This is a genomic window from Latilactobacillus sakei subsp. sakei DSM 20017 = JCM 1157 (assembly GCF_002370355.1).
GTDB lineage: Bacteria > Bacillota > Bacilli > Lactobacillales > Lactobacillaceae > Latilactobacillus > Latilactobacillus sakei.
In genome coordinates, this window is the sequence record NZ_AP017929.1 from 903,845 (window position 1) to 918,776 (window position 14,932).

Sequence of the window (14,932 nt, forward strand, 5' to 3'; positions counted from 1 at the left end):
TGATGCTTTCAACTGAACGTATTTGGAGGAAGAAACATGTTAGAACGTTATACACGCCCAGAAATGGGTGCCATCTGGACTACTGAGAATCGCTACCAAGCTTGGCTAGAAGTTGAGATTTTAGCCGTAGAAGCCTGGGCTAAATTAGGCGATATTCCAGCGGAAGACGCCGCTAAAGTGCGCGCTAATGCGAGCTTTGACGTTGAAGAAATTAACCGCCTAGAAGCAATTACACATCATGATGTGGTCGCCTTTACTCGCGCAGTTTCAGAATCATTGGGTGCCGAAAAGAAATGGGTGCACTACGGTTTAACGTCTACAGATGTTGTTGATACAGCACAAGGCTATATTTTAAAACAAGCCAACGACTTAATTCGGGCCGATATCGAACGGTTTATGGCCGTTTTGAAACAAAAAGCTTACGAATATCAAAATACGGTGATGATTGGCCGGACACACGGTGTGCATGCTGAACCAACGACTTTCGGTTTGAAATTGGCGACTTGGTATGCTGAAATGAAACGGAATCAAGAACGTTTTGAACGGGCTGCAGCAGGCGTTGAAGCTGGTAAAATCAGTGGGGCAGTCGGTACTTTTGCGAATATCTCACCAGAAATCGAAGCTTACGTGACAGAAAATCTTGGTATTCGGGCGCAAGATATTTCAACACAAGTCTTGCCACGTGATTTGCATGCCGATTACATTAATACAATGGCAGTTGTCGCAACATCAATCGAACATTTTGCTACTGAAATTCGTCATTTACAACGTACCGAAGTTCGCGAAGTGGAAGAATTCTTTGCTAAAGGTCAAAAGGGCTCTTCAGCAATGCCACATAAACGCAATCCAATCAGTTCTGAAAATGTCAGTGGGTTAGCCCGTGTCATTCGTGGTCACGTCATCACGGGGATGGAAGATGTTTCATTATGGCATGAACGGGATATTTCACATAGTTCAGCAGAACGGATTATCTTGCCAGATACGACGATTTTATTAGATTACATCTTAAACCGGTTCACACGGATTATTGAAAAATTAACTGTTTTCCCAGAAAAAATGAAAGCCGACATGAATTTAACGCACGGCTTGATTTACAGCCAACGAGTCTTATTGAAGTTAGTTGATTCTGGGTTAAGTCGAGAAGCAGCTTACGATTTGGTACAACCCAAAACAGCCCTTGCATGGGATGAACAAAAAGATTTCCGTCAATTATTAGAAGCAGATCCAAAAGTCATGGCACAATTAACACCAGCAGAAATGGACGACGCCTTCGACTACCACTGGCACCTCAGCCAAGTCCAAACAATCTTTGACAGAGTATTTAAATAAGAGTGGTTTTGTTAGCGGGTAACTTCTGAGGATTAGGCTAATCAGGCGAATAACCGACAAAGTCGGTTGTTTGACTGAAGGACTAAACGCAAGAAGTTGCTAACAAAAGCACGTTTCAAAATAAGAGTGGTTTTGCCAACGGGTAGGCTCTGAGCACTAGCAAAGCGTCGTGAATAAGCGATGGAATCGATTATTCACGATGCAAAGCTAGGCACAAGAGGTTGTTGGAAAAAGCACGTTTTAAATAAGAGTGGTTTTGCCAACGGGTAGGCTCTGAGCACTACTCAAACATCAAAAAAACGGCGCTGGGACAAAATTAATTTTGTCTTTAGCGCCGTTTTTTGTATTCAAATTTTGATAGTTTAAACGTGTTCTATCAGTCATCTCTTTACGGTTAATGCCGAATGGCAAACGATTGCTGGCGCAATCATTCGCCACTCTCTGTTAATCCTCAGGAGATACCCGACTGATGGCACACTTTCGTTTTTTAGCGCCAAATAAATTCCGATTCAAATGGACATTCATGGTGTTGATTGCTGAGGGCCAGTTCAAAGGCCTTTTGTCCCAGTGTGAAGAAGTGGTGGTCAATCGTTGGCATTTTTTAGGAGGAGACTCGAGAGTTGCTTTTCCTGCCCAATTAAAATGGGGACGGGGAGTTGGTGGTCCAAATGATATTGCCGCACGCCAGCCGCGATATCATCACCATTAGTAAAATAGCAATTAAGAGCTGGTTGGCGTGCAATCAGTTGTTCGGCGGCGCGGTAGCCATCTTCAAAAGAGCGCATGCCACCAATCATCAATTGCTGATCCGGCTTTTGGTGAAAAATCTGTTGATAAGCGCCCGTGACAGCCACCCAAGTGGGGCTTTTGGCTAAATTGCGGCTCAAGAGTAGCCCGATTTGTTGAACCTCAAGCGATTTAAGGTAGTTAAATGCGGCTAAATAGGCCGGTTCACGGTTGGAATACACCGCTGAAATATGGTGCTGCCCCGGATTTTCACAGCAAACAATCTGACCGTAGCGTGTATAGTCTTCTAAAACTGCAAGCGGCAGTTCGTGCGAGGTAAAAATCAACGCCGTAAAATTCTTCCGCTTCAACTGCTCGAGGTAATCGCGCTCAACGGTTCGGTTGTACTCAGAAGGCAGTAACACAATGTGATAGCCACTCGAAAAAGCGGCGTCCATGATCCCATTTAAGAGTTGATTGAAATAGGGATGGTCATTGTGTGGTAGGACGACCCCAATATTTTTATTTTGGCCAAAGCTTAAATCACGCGCCAAACTATTGGGGACGTAATCCAGTTGCTTGATGACCGCTTCAATCGCTTCTTTGGCAGCGTCAGACACGTATTTTTGTTGATTTAAAACGCGGGAGACGGTCGAAACCGAATAGCCGCTTTTTCTAGCAATATCACGAATGGTTGGCATGATTTTAACCTACTTTTTGATTAACTTTTGTAATGTATTTTTTAATCCCGTAGCTAAAGCCACTATGATGATTGGTTTTAGTAATAAATTGACCGGCAGCTTGAATTTGATCACTTGCATTGCCCATCACAATTGGGTGCCCGACGATGCTTAACATCGATAAGTCGTTTTGACCTGCACCAAAAGCAGCACAGTCGGCGGGCGTCAAGCCGGCATTTTTGAGAATAGTCATTAAGGCCTGTGCTTTAGTGGCTTGTTGACTGGTGATTTCTACGTACATTGTACCTGATTGTTGGACGGAAAGGCCAGGTAAGTGAAGTTGGTCAATGAATTGTAGAACGGCTGTGCGTTGTTCATCTTCTGGCACCATCAGCATCACCTTAAAAATTTTAATGAATGGATTTTTCAACTGGTCGTCAAAATTAATGATGGTTGGTAAGAGCCCGGTGAGTTGGGCCTCAGTTTCAATTCCGGCATCAATTTTTTGTGTGTACCAATGCTGTAAATCATAAGCACTTAAACTAATGTCGCTAAATTCGGTTTGTAATGCAGCGACTAGTTGTGCGACAGTTGTTGTTACGAGTGGATATTCGGCTAAGACCATGGGGAATAAATCGGTAGGTTTGTAGATGAGGCCGCCATTAAAAGCAACTTGTGGGGTTGTCAGTGCGAGTTGCTCAACCGTCGCCTGCATTTCTTGCGGCGAACGGGCTGAAACTAATGAGATTGGTAGCGGGCTTGTTTTGACCGTTGCGATATCTTTTTCGGAAAGTTGTCCCGCCTGGTTTAACAATGTGCCATCTAAGTCAGAAAAAATATATTTAATCATAATGAATGCCACCTTTCTTGGATTAATGTGAGTATAATTTATGAAACGCGTCCCAGGTCAAGGCATAAGATTGACCAGAATTGTAATCCGGTTACTAAGGCGTGTTCGCTTTTTTCTACCTATCTAGTTTGTTATAATAAAGACTAATTGCAATTACGGAAGGATGACTATATTTGTCTGAACAAGAGCTCTTAAAAGGAATGAATCCCGAACAAGCTGAGGCGGTTCTAACAACTGAAGGGCCACTGTTAATTATGGCGGGTGCCGGCAGTGGTAAAACGCGGGTGTTAACGCACCGTGTTGCGTATTTAATTGAAGAAAAACATGTATTGCCATGGCGCATTTTAGCCATCACTTTTACCAATAAAGCAGCGCGCGAAATGCGTGAACGGGTGGGCAACTTACTAGGCGAAGGTGCTCAAGATGTTTGGGTTTCAACCTTCCATGCCCTTTGTGTGCGGATTTTACGACGTGAAATTGAACAAATCGGCTATAACCGGGCCTTCACGATTGCGGATCCTTCTGAACAATTGACGTTGATGCGCCATGTTTGTCGGGACTTAAATATCGATACTAAAAAATATGAACCCAAAGCAATTTTAGGGACAATCAGTAAAGCAAAAAATGCGCTTCAAACACCAGCGGACTATCAAGGTTTAGCGAATGGGCCATTTGAAAAGATGGCGGCCAAATGCTATACAGAATACCAAAAACGACTCCATCAAAACCAAGCACTTGATTTTGATGATTTAATCATGCAAACAATTCGCTTATTTAGAGAAAATAAGGAAACTTTGGCACATTATCAAGAAAAATTCCAATACATTCACGTTGACGAATATCAAGATACTAATGAAGCGCAATACACATTGGTGAATATGTTAGCTGAGAAGTATCAAAATCTCTGTGTTGTTGGGGATGCCGATCAAAGTATTTACGGTTGGCGGGGTGCTGATATCAGCAATATCATGAACTTTGAACATGATTATCCAGACGCTAAATCAGTGATGTTGGAACAAAATTACCGGTCAACCAAGACCATTTTGGAAGCCGCTAATGGGGTCATTAACCGCAATACTTTCCGGAAACCAAAGGAATTGTGGACCCAAAATGAAGAAGGCCAACCGATTACGTATTATCGAGGCCAGAGTGAACGCGACGAATCTTTATTTGTCATCACGAAGATCCAAGAAGAAATGCAAAAAAATAACCGTAAATACGGCGACTTTGCAGTGTTATATCGGACTAATGCGCAATCTCGGACAATTGAAGAAGCGTTTGTTAAAGCTAACATGCCTTATAAAATGGTCGGCGGACACAAATTCTACGACCGGAAAGAAATTAAGGATATCCTCGCTTATTTACGTTTAGTCGTTAATGCGGCCGATTCAATGAGTTTTGAACGGATCGTCAACAGCCCTAAACGGGGGATTGGCCCTGGCACGCTTGAAAAATTAGGGCAGTTTGCCGATGATCACCAATGGTCATTATTGGAAGCGGCACAAAATGCTGAATTATCAACGATTCCCGCTAGAAGTCGCAATACTTTAATCGACTTTGGGAACGTCATTGGTGATTTAGCGAAGATGCGTGAATTCTTAAACGTGACGGACTTGACCGAACAATTATTGGACAAGACCGGCTACAAGAAGGCACTTGAAGTTGAAAATACACTAGAATCACAAACCCGTTTAGAAAATATTGAAGAATTACTATCTGTAACGAAACAATTTGATGAGCATTATGAACCCGAAGAAGAAGACAGTGATTTATTTGTGGACTTCTTAGCGGAATTATCATTGGTTTCTGATTTGGATTCTGTTGAAGAAGAAGCTAGTGAAGTCACGATGATGACCTTGCATGCGGCTAAAGGCCTTGAGTTCCCAGTAGTCTTTTTAATGGGGATGGAAGAAGGTATTTTCCCACTATCACGGGCGTTATTGGAAGAAGACGAGTTAGAAGAAGAACGGCGTTTGGCGTATGTTGGAATTACCCGTGCTGAAAGTAAGCTTTATTTAACGAATGCTTATTCACGGATGTTGTATGGTCGTCAACAAAGTAACCAAGCTTCACGATTTGTTGGTGAAATTGATGATAAATTATTGGATTACGCGAGCGGCAATGCCGGCAGTATTCCAGAACGTAAGCTACCATTTGGCAAGTCGAATAGCTACGCCAGAGCAACCGCTACGACGTATAACGGGCCTAAAACAACCACTAGTCATAAAATTGCCGATACAACCGGTGGCGATAAGAGTGGTAGTTGGCAAGCGGGCCAAAAAGTCCAACATAAGAAGTGGGGCATTGGCACAGTCGTCAAGGTCAACGGCACAGGCGGCGACCAAGAACTAGACATCGCCTTCAAGGAACAAGGTGTCAAGAGACTACTAGCAAGCTTTGCACCAATAGAAAAAGTAGAATAAAGTGCGCAAGCAGGCGATTATACTCTGAGGATTAGTGTAATACCGCAAATAACCGGAAGAGTACGCTGCTGGAGCACGTTTAAAATCAGAGTGTCTTTTTACACGGGTAGTTTCTGAGTATAGCTCAGTCTGTCAAATAATCGATGCAATCGATTATTTGACAGACGTGGCTAGACGGAAGAAATTGTGTCAAAAACACGTTTAAAATCAGAGTGGCTTTTTGTTGTGTTTAGCAACTGAGCATTAATACAAAATAGCACTTAATCAAGGTTTTAAGATTAAGGGATATTTTAGATTAAGCGGAAGTTGTTACAACAAAAAGCACGTTTCAAAATCAGAGTGCGACGGTAGGCGCCTATATTTTGAGCATTAACTGGATTTGACGAATTGACGATGTAATCGACGATTTGGCAAATTTTGTTAAGCACAGAAATATGCCTAACAGAGCACGTTTCAATCCAACAAAGGAGTGTCCAATATGGGTTTAGCCAAACCAGTTGAAGATTATACCCAGAGTGAGGCGGCTTCACTTGCGCAACAATTGCGCGATCAATTAGCCGACTACAGTCAGGCGTACTATACACAGGATGCGCCCTTAGTGGAAGATCATGTGTACGATGAGTTGTATCGTGATTTAGAGCAGCTCGAAGCCGCTTTTCCGGTGATTGTGACCAATGATTCACCAACTCAAAAAGTCGGTGGCCAAGTCTTACCAGGTTTTACAAAGGTCACGCATGAGATTCCCATGTTATCGATGGGGGATGTCTTTTCTGAAGCCGAGTTGGCAGCGTTTGACCAACGGTTACGAAAAAATACGGCAACGGAAATCGAGTATAATGTCGAGTTAAAAATCGATGGCTTAGCGATTGATTTAATTTATGAAAAAGGCCGCTTTGTCCGGGGGGCCACGCGTGGTAACGGGACAATTGGTGAAGATATTACTCAGAATTTAAAGACAATCAAGGCGATTCCGCAAAAACTAACGCGTCCCGTTTCAATTGAGGTCCGCGGTGAATGTTACATGCCCAAAGCGGCTTTTGCAGATTTGAATCAAAAACGGGAAGCAGAAGGCCAAGAACCGTTTGCTAATCCACGGAACGCGGCGGCTGGTAGTTTACGCCAATTGGATGCTAAGGTGGCAGCTGCGCGTCAATTGAGTGCCTTTATCTATACGATTGTCACGTTTGATGATGTGCAGGCGACAACGCAAAGTGAGGCCCTCCATGTTTTAGCGGAATTAGGCTTTAACGTGAATCCAACGTCTGTTGTTTGTCAAAATATGGCTGAAGTACAGGCATTTATCGAACAATACCAAGGAACACGGAACGATTTGGCGTACGGCATCGATGGGGTTGTGTTAAAAGTAAACGACCTCGCGCTCCAACGTCAATTAGGTAATACAGTCAAAGTGCCCCGTTGGGAAATTGCCTATAAATTTCCACCTGAAGAAGCAGAGACTGTTATTCGTGAAATCGAATGGACTGTTGGCCGAACGGGAGTTGTGACACCAACCGCGGTGATGGATCCGGTTCAACTAGCGGGGACGACCGTTGCGCGGGCATCGCTACACAATGCGGATATGTTACGCGATAAAGATGTCCGCTTGCTTGATACAGTACTTCTGCATAAAGCAGGGGATATTATCCCTGAAATTTCGCAAGTTGTTTTAGCCAAACGCCCTAGCGATAGCCAAGCGTACGGCATACCAACAACTTGTCCATCGTGTGGTCACGATTTAGTGCATCTGGATGAAGAAGTCGCATTACGCTGCATTAATCCAATGTGTCCGGCTCAAATGAAGGAACAACTCACCCATTTTGCTTCCCGGAACGCGATGAATATCGATGGTTTAGGGCCTCGAATCATTACACAACTCTTAGAAAAAGAGTTAATCCACGATGTGGCCGATTTATACCGTTTAACGGCGGATGATTTAGCCCAATTGGATAAATTTAAAGAAAAATCTATTAATAATTTATTAAATGCCATCGATGCTAGTCGTCAGAATTCGCTAGAAAGGTTATTATTTGGGTTAGGGATTCGCCATGTGGGTGCTAAAGCTGCCCGTTTATTGGCTGAACATTTCCAAAACTTAGCAGCCTTGATGGCGAGTGATCAAGAAACCATCATTACGGTTGATACGATTGGCACGATTATTGCCGACAGCCTGGTGACTTATTTTGCGGATAGCCAAGTCCAAACCTTGATGGCAGAATTAGAAGCAGTTGGCGTTAATTTAACTTATACCGGTGTTACTAAAGCCCAAGCAGCAACTAGTGACAGCTATTTTAACGGTAAGACGGTTGTTTTAACGGGTAAATTAGAGCAGTATACACGTGGTGAATTGAAGCAATTGCTTGAAGATAACGGCGCGAAGGTCACAGGTTCTGTTTCTAAGAAGACGGATGCGTTAATTGCGGGTCAAGATGCTGGTAGCAAACTTGAAAAAGCACAGTCATTGGCCATCCCCATTATTAATGAAGCTGATTTAGATAATTATTTGGCGCAGTAGGTAAAGTTCGGTATAATAACCAAGAGCGCGCGTTTAATTTATTTAACGCGCTTTAATCGGAATTAAGGAGGCACCATTCTCAGTGGCAAAGTATAAAATATGGGTCGTTGCAGCAGCAACTCTTTTATTGTTAGCAGGTTGCACAAGTCTTCCAGGCACTTCATCGAGTTCAAGTAGTAAAGCGACTAAAAAATTACAAACAACGGGTAAAGTGACCGATAGTATGTATGAAGGCGTAATTGATAATGGTCAGTATAAAACTAGTCAGACTCGAGGATTAACAACGCAACAGAGTAATACCTCTTTTGATGTTAAGAGTCTTGAGAGTGGGCTTCTTAAACTATCCAAAGAACAATTTCCAACTTCAAAATATGTTTTCCAAGAAGGGCAAAGTTTAAAGACCGCTCAAGCGCAAAAATGGTTAGCACGTAAATCAAAAACGAATACAGAGGGCTTAAACCCCGAGGATAATGGTCAAAAAGATCCAAATAAACGGAATCCAATTTACCTTCAACAGATATTGGAACAAGATTATTTAGGCGAAGATGGCAGTATGAAGGGCATGAGTATTGGCCTAGGGATGAATCAAGTTGATTATTATACCAAGGAACAATACGGTGCAACGTTTGAAACGAAGATTTCAAAAGCAATGATGACCCAACAAGGCAAACAAATGGCTAATAAGGTTTTAAGCCGAATGCGTCAAAAGAAGGGCCTCAGCGATACGACAATTGTCATTGGACTTTATAAACAAGCCCCTAAGGATAGTTTAGTTGGTGGCACATTCTTCGCTTATGGGGTCAGCAAAAAAGGCAGCACAACGATTGATTCATGGCACGAATTGAATCAAGAAAATCAAGTGCTACCAGTTGTAAATGATGAAAAAGCAATTAATCAAGACGACGCGACAGCTTTTAACAGTTTTAAAACACAAGTTGAAACGTTCTTCCCGAACTTAAGTGGTGTGACCGCTCAGACGCATTATGAAGAAGGCGTCTTAGCAGGCATGAATATCACGGTTAATACGCAATTCTACAGTGAAACGGAAATTATGAGTTTTACACAGTATATTGCGACGGCCGCGGATAAGTATTTACCGCGTAACATTCCGCTTGATATCTCAATTACATCTGCGGAAGGGATGCAAGCCTATGTTGGGCGTGTATCAGGCAGCAAAGGCTTTACCACACACGTTTTCGGTAGTTATTAAATAAGAGATTCAAAAAGCTCCCGGCAATCAGTTGATTGACGGGAGCTTTTTTTAATTATAGGCCTTTGATAGCATGTGCGATCATTTTTTCTAGGGGTTGCATCACTTGTGCTGAAGCCCAGTCAAATGTGAGTTGCTTAATCGTTGCAACACTTGGCATTGGTTTGAACTTTTCTTTTTTAGGTTGTGCTTTTTTAACAGGTGTTGCTGTTTGTTTAGTAGTAGTAGTTGCTGCTTCTGGTGTTTGTTGTTGCAACGTCTTCAGTATCAGCTGTTTCGGCAGGTGCTGTTTGGCTTGTTGTGCCATCAGCATATTCCCAATAGTGCTGTGTTTGACCGTTGACAGTTTCTTCAACTTCAACAGGAGAATCGTCGGTAAAGTCCATATCTAGCCAAGCATCATTCACCTCTTCTTCAGCCGCCCGTTCTTCTGCAGCTTTTGCTTGCATTTCTGGGGTGATGCCTGAGAAAGTAACACCGACAGTAGAAGTAGCAGCTGAAACGGATTGATGTTGAATTGTTAGTCCAGCGAATAGGCTAAGGCTAGCAACGGCTAAAAAACGAGTAAATGATGTAATGGTCATAATAAGTTCCTCCTTGTAATAATGGTTAAATGATTATTTCTTCTAACGTATTTGTCTAGTCAATTATATAAGTTTGAACGTATGGTTGTCTACCATTCATTGTTATGAATCATATCGAGTCCTAATGAGTTGTATAAGATATATTGTTACCAGTAATGATAAAACTAATTAGGGTAAAAAGTTTGAGATAGCAACTAATGGTAACGATTACATGAATAAGTTATAGAAAACGACCAAATTCCGGGTGATGTCACTTTCATCTAGGGCAATATATGGTAAAATTAATCAGAATGGATAAATAGTGACTGAATTAGAAAAGGGGTTTACTCATGATTGATAAAAAACAAGTTCAGCATGTCGCAGAACTTTCCAAATTAGCTTTCAGTGATGAACAATTAGAACAATTCACTGAACAACTTGCCGACATCATGAAAATGACTGATGAATTAAACGAAGTGGATACCACAGGTGTTCCCGTAACGACTCATGTAAATGGCCTCAAGAACATTGTTCGCGAAGATGTTGCCCAACCAGGGACAGATCGTGAAATCTTAATGAAGAATGCACCAGATTCAGCAGACGGCTTATTGAAAGTCCCTGCCATCATGGACAAGGAGGAAGCCTAACCGTGGATTATTTAAACGAAGATTTACAAAGTGTTCATGACAAACTAGTTGCTGGTGACTTAACGGCTAGTCAATTAGTAACGGATACATTAGAAACGATTAAAACCAAAGAACAACAAGTTGATGCTTTCTTAACCATCGATGAAAAAGGCGCTCAAGAAGCAGCTGCCAAAATCGATGCGCAACCAATCGATGCTGATAACTTATTAGCAGGGATGCCAATTGGGATTAAAGATAACTTATTGACAGACGGTGTCACAACGACAGCTGCTAGCAAGATGCTTGCTAACTTCAAACCCGTTTTTGATGCGACTGTTGTTGAAAAATTAAAGGCTAAAAAGGCCATCATGATTGGTAAAACCAACTTAGATGAATTTGCCATGGGTTCTTCAACAGAAACATCTGCCTTTAAGAAGACTAAAAACCCTTGGGACCTTGATAAAGTGCCTGGCGGTTCTTCAGGTGGTTCTGCAGCAGCTGTTGCCGCGGGTGAAGTGGTCGCTGCTTTAGGGACAGATACTGGTGGTTCAATTCGCCAACCCGCTGCTTTTAACGGGATTGTCGGTATCAAACCAACTTATGGCCGTGTGTCACGTTGGGGTGCGATTGCTTTTGCTTCAAGTCTTGATCAAGTCGGTGTCTTCAGTCGAACTGTTGCTGATAACGCAACTGTTTTACAAGCCATCAGTGGTCATGATGAAAAAGACAGTACCAGTGCTGATTATGACGTACCTGATTTCCGGGCTGCTTTAAACGGCGACATCAAGGGCATGAAGATTGCCGTTGCCAAAGAATATATGGCAGAAGGTGTTGAACCAACTGTTAAGGCCCAAATCGAAACAGCTATCGAAACTTTCAAGTCATTGGGTGCAACGGTTGAAGAAGTTAGCTTGCCACATTCTCAATATGCGGTTCAAACTTACTACATCATTGCTTCAAGTGAAGCCTCATCTAACTTGTCACGTTTTGACGGGATTCGTTACGGCTACCGTTCACCTGAAGCTAAGACGCTTGAAGATGTTTACGTTAAATCACGTTCTGAAGGCTTTGGCGATGAAGTGAAACGCCGGATTATGCTTGGCACATTTGCTTTATCATCAGGTTTCTATGATGCTTACTTCAAAAAAGCGGGTCAAATGCGGACCTTGATTATTCAAGATTTCGAAAAGGTCTTCGAAGATTACGATTTAGTTGTGGGTCCTACAACACCAACAACTGCCTTCAAGTTAGGTGACAAGGGCACGGATCCTGTCACAATGTACATGAATGATATCTTAACGATTCCTGCTAACATGGCTGGCTTACCAGCAATGTCAGTACCTGCTGGTCTTGTTGATGGGATGCCAGTTGGTTTACAAATCATCGGGAAAGCCTTCGACGAAGAATCAGTTTATCGTGCCGGTTACGCCTTTGAACAAGCCACAGAATTTAACAAAAACGTACCAAGCTTTAAAGGAGGACAAGCCTAATGAATTTCGAAACAACAATCGGACTTGAAGTGCATATTGAATTAAAAACCAACTCAAAAATGTACAGTCCATCTCCTGTTAATTATGGTGCAGAACCTAATACCAACACGAATGTTATCGACTGGGGTTATCCTGGGACATTGCCAACTTTGAACAAGGGTGCTTACACGCTTGGGATGATGGTCGCAACAGCACTACATGCTGATATTGCCCGTGATACACATTTTGACCGGAAAAATTATTTCTACCCAGATAATCCAAAGGCTTATCAAATCACACAATACGAACAACCCCTTGGTAAAGACGGTTATATTGAAGTCGAGATTGATGGTCACAAAAAACAAATCGGGATTGCTGAATTGCACGTCGAAGAAGATGCTGGTAAGAATACGCATGGTTCAGACGGCTATTCATACGTCGATTTAAACCGTCAAGGAACAGCCTTGATCGAAATCGTCTCAAAACCTGATATGTCAACACCTGAAGAAGCCTATGCTTACCTTGAAACCTTACGTCAAATCGTTCAATTTACGGGCGCATCTGATGTTAAGATGGAAGAAGGGTCAATGCGGGTGGATACCAATATTTCTGTGCGACCAATCGGCGCTAAGAAATATGGTGTTAAATCAGAATTGAAAAACTTGAACTCATTTAACCATGTCCGTTTAGGGTTGGCTTATGAAATCAAGCGTCAATCACAACTCTTGATTGCTGGTGAAACAATTCGTCCAGAAACTCGTCGTTTTGATGAAAAATCAGGCGAAACCTACTTAATGCGGGTTAAATCTGGTGCGGATGATTACCGTTACTTCCCAGAACCAGATCTACCACCAATGCACATTGGCGATGACTGGTTGAAAGAAGTGCAAGACAATATGCCTGAAATGCCTGCTAAACGCCGGACACGGTATGTTGATGAATTAGGCTTACCAGAATATGATGCGGGTGTCTTAACGAACACGAAGGAAATGTCTGACTTCTTTGAAGCAGCTGTTGCCAACGGTGCCGCACCTAAACAAGTTTCTAACTGGTTGATGGGCGAAGTGAATGCTTACTTGAACGACAAGCAAATTGACCTTCAAGAAACCGCATTAACACCAGAACATTTAGCTCAAATGATCAACTTGATCAAAGACGGTATTATTTCATCGAAGATTGCTAAAAAGGTCTTCCAAGAAATTATCCAAAATGATACGGATCCAAAAGCGTGGGTTGAAGCTAAAGGGATGGTTCAATTATCAGACCCTGCTAAGTTGACACCAATCATCACAGGGATCCTTGATGATAATCAACAATCAATTGACGATTTCAAAAATGGTAAAGACCGGGCAGTTGGCTTCTTAGTCGGTAAGATTATGAAGGAAACACGCGGTCAAGCTAATCCGAAAGTTGTTAATGATTTATTGATGGCTGAATTAAATAAACGATAATCGAGAATTAGGAGATTCATATGCAAAAACGTGCACGGTTAATTTATAATCCAACTTCAGGACATGAAGTAATGAAGCGAAGTGTTGCTGATATTCTGGATATTTTAGAACAAGCGGGTTATGAAGCGAGCGCTTATCAAACAACACCTGAACCAGCATCTGCGCAAAAAGAAGCGACACGTGCTGCTAAAGATAATTTTGATTTAGTGGTTGCCGCCGGCGGTGATGGCACGATCAACGAAGTGGTCAACGGGATTGCCGGACTGGCTAAACGCCCTAAAATGGCAATTATTCCTGCCGGGACAACAAATGATTACGCGCGCGCTTTGAAGATTCCACGTGACAATCCAGTCGATGCAGCGAAAGTGATTTTAAAAAATCAAACGCTCAAAATGGATATCGGTCAAGCAAACGATAATTATTTTATGAACATCGCCGGGGGCGGCTTGTTGACAGAGTTGACGTATGAAGTACCTTCTGATTTCAAATCAATCTTTGGTTATTTAGCGTATATCGTCAAAGGCGCAGAAATGTTGCCTCAGATTAAGCCCATTCAAATGCATCTTGAATACGATGAAGGGACTTATGATGGTCAAGCATCACTCTTCTTATTAGGCTTGACGAATTCTGTCGGTGGGTTCGAACAGGTGGCGCCAGATGCCCAACTGGATGACGGTAATTTTTCATTAATCGTCGTGAAGACGGCTAATATGGCCGAATTGGTTCATCTGATGGCACTTGTCCTAAAAGGTGGCAAGCACGTTGATGATCCACGGATTATTTATACGAAGACGTCTAAGTTAGTGGCTCGACCAGCTGACGAAAACGACAAGATGATGATTAATCTAGATGGTGAATACGGTGGCGATGCGCCAATGACTTTTATTAACTTACAACAACACATCGAAATGTACGTTAATAAAGAAGCGATTCCGGATCACGCAATCACAACGGAGACACCAGAAGAGCTCGCAGCAGAAGATCAATTCGTCAAAGAAGTCGAAGAAATATCAAAAGAAGATATCGACGGTGACGGTAAAATAGGTTAAACTAAACTATTAGGCGAAAAGAGTCCGGCGCAAAACTCAGTTTT

At 42.4% G+C, this 14,932-nt stretch carries 11 protein-coding genes and 1 pseudogene; 8 read left to right on the forward strand and 4 right to left on the reverse strand.

Annotated features, from left to right (window positions below; translation table 11 throughout):
* Positions 1-36 precede the first annotated feature (36 nt).
* Positions 37-1,329, forward strand: a complete 1,293-nt coding sequence (gene purB, locus LEUCM_RS04495; protein WP_016265578.1) for an adenylosuccinate lyase — start codon at positions 37-39, stop codon at positions 1,327-1,329.
* A 487-nt stretch (positions 1,330-1,816) separates the two neighbouring features.
* Here purB and LEUCM_RS04500 read toward each other — a convergent pair.
* A pseudogene (locus LEUCM_RS04500) lies at positions 1,817-2,756 on the reverse strand (LacI family DNA-binding transcriptional regulator).
* A gap of 4 nt (positions 2,757-2,760) precedes the next feature.
* The gene (locus LEUCM_RS04505) at positions 2,761-3,585 is read right to left on the reverse strand and encodes an HAD family hydrolase (RefSeq protein WP_016265575.1); all 825 of its coding nucleotides are present in this window, start codon (positions 3,583-3,585) and stop codon (positions 2,761-2,763) included.
* Positions 3,586-3,785: 200 nt separating this feature from the next.
* Between LEUCM_RS04505 and pcrA the strand changes: the two genes are divergently transcribed.
* From pcrA to LEUCM_RS04520, 3 genes are all read left to right on the forward strand, one after another.
* On the forward strand, positions 3,786-6,008 hold the full coding sequence (pcrA, locus tag LEUCM_RS04510) for a DNA helicase PcrA (protein ID WP_172826498.1): 2,223 nt from the start codon (positions 3,786-3,788) through the stop codon (positions 6,006-6,008).
* A gap of 478 nt (positions 6,009-6,486) precedes the next feature.
* Entirely contained in the window at positions 6,487-8,520 is a 2,034-nt protein-coding gene (ligA, locus tag LEUCM_RS04515; protein WP_016265573.1) for an NAD-dependent DNA ligase LigA, read from the forward strand.
* Between the two features lie 82 nt (positions 8,521-8,602).
* Positions 8,603-9,730 (forward strand): CamS family sex pheromone protein, encoded by a 1,128-nt coding sequence (locus LEUCM_RS04520; RefSeq protein ID WP_016265572.1) that lies wholly within the window; start codon positions 8,603-8,605, stop codon positions 9,728-9,730.
* Between the two features lie 55 nt (positions 9,731-9,785).
* Here the strand turns inward: LEUCM_RS04520 and LEUCM_RS04525 are convergent, their stop codons facing one another.
* Positions 9,786-9,986, reverse strand: a complete 201-nt coding sequence (locus LEUCM_RS04525; protein ID WP_016265571.1) for a hypothetical protein — start codon at positions 9,984-9,986, stop codon at positions 9,786-9,788.
* Positions 9,946-10,314, reverse strand: a complete 369-nt coding sequence (locus tag LEUCM_RS04530; protein WP_016265570.1) for a hypothetical protein — start codon at positions 10,312-10,314, stop codon at positions 9,946-9,948. Before LEUCM_RS04530 ends, LEUCM_RS04525 begins: the two co-directional genes overlap by 41 nt.
* A gap of 329 nt (positions 10,315-10,643) precedes the next feature.
* Between LEUCM_RS04530 and gatC the strand changes: the two genes are divergently transcribed.
* The 4 genes from gatC to LEUCM_RS04550 are packed head-to-tail and all read left to right on the forward strand — an operon-like array spanning position 10,644 to position 14,888.
* The gene (gene gatC, locus LEUCM_RS04535; RefSeq protein WP_011375243.1) at positions 10,644-10,940 is read left to right on the forward strand and encodes an Asp-tRNA(Asn)/Glu-tRNA(Gln) amidotransferase subunit GatC; all 297 of its coding nucleotides are present in this window, start codon (positions 10,644-10,646) and stop codon (positions 10,938-10,940) included.
* A 2-nt stretch (positions 10,941-10,942) separates the two neighbouring features.
* Entirely contained in the window at positions 10,943-12,409 is a 1,467-nt protein-coding gene (gene gatA, locus LEUCM_RS04540) for an Asp-tRNA(Asn)/Glu-tRNA(Gln) amidotransferase subunit GatA (RefSeq protein ID WP_016265569.1), read from the forward strand.
* Positions 12,409-13,839: an Asp-tRNA(Asn)/Glu-tRNA(Gln) amidotransferase subunit GatB gene (gene gatB, locus LEUCM_RS04545; RefSeq protein ID WP_011375241.1), complete on the forward strand. Its 1,431-nt coding sequence runs from the start codon at positions 12,409-12,411 to the stop codon at positions 13,837-13,839. Before gatA ends, gatB begins: the two co-directional genes overlap by 1 nt.
* Before the next feature lie 20 nt (positions 13,840-13,859).
* Positions 13,860-14,888, forward strand: coding sequence for a diacylglycerol kinase (locus LEUCM_RS04550; RefSeq protein WP_016265568.1), 1,029 nt, complete (start codon positions 13,860-13,862; stop codon positions 14,886-14,888).
* Positions 14,889-14,932: the final 44 nt, after the last annotated feature.

Excerpts from the sequence above, each read along its gene's own strand:
- purB (WP_016265578.1), top strand. The coding sequence starts at position 37 with ATGTTAGAACGTTATACACGCCCAGAAATGGGTGCCATCTGGACTACT.
- LEUCM_RS04505 (WP_016265575.1), bottom strand. The coding sequence starts at position 3,585 with ATGATTAAATATATTTTTTCTGACTTAGATGGCACATTGTTAAACCAG.
- pcrA (WP_172826498.1), top strand. The coding sequence starts at position 3,786 with ATGAATCCCGAACAAGCTGAGGCGGTTCTAACAACTGAAGGGCCACTG.
- ligA (WP_016265573.1), top strand. The coding sequence starts at position 6,487 with ATGGGTTTAGCCAAACCAGTTGAAGATTATACCCAGAGTGAGGCGGCT.
- LEUCM_RS04530 (WP_016265570.1), bottom strand. The coding sequence starts at position 10,314 with ATGACCATTACATCATTTACTCGTTTTTTAGCCGTTGCTAGCCTTAGC.
- gatC (WP_011375243.1), top strand. The coding sequence starts at position 10,644 with ATGATTGATAAAAAACAAGTTCAGCATGTCGCAGAACTTTCCAAATTA.
- gatB (WP_011375241.1), top strand. The coding sequence starts at position 12,409 with ATGAATTTCGAAACAACAATCGGACTTGAAGTGCATATTGAATTAAAA.
- LEUCM_RS04550 (WP_016265568.1), top strand. The coding sequence starts at position 13,860 with ATGCAAAAACGTGCACGGTTAATTTATAATCCAACTTCAGGACATGAA.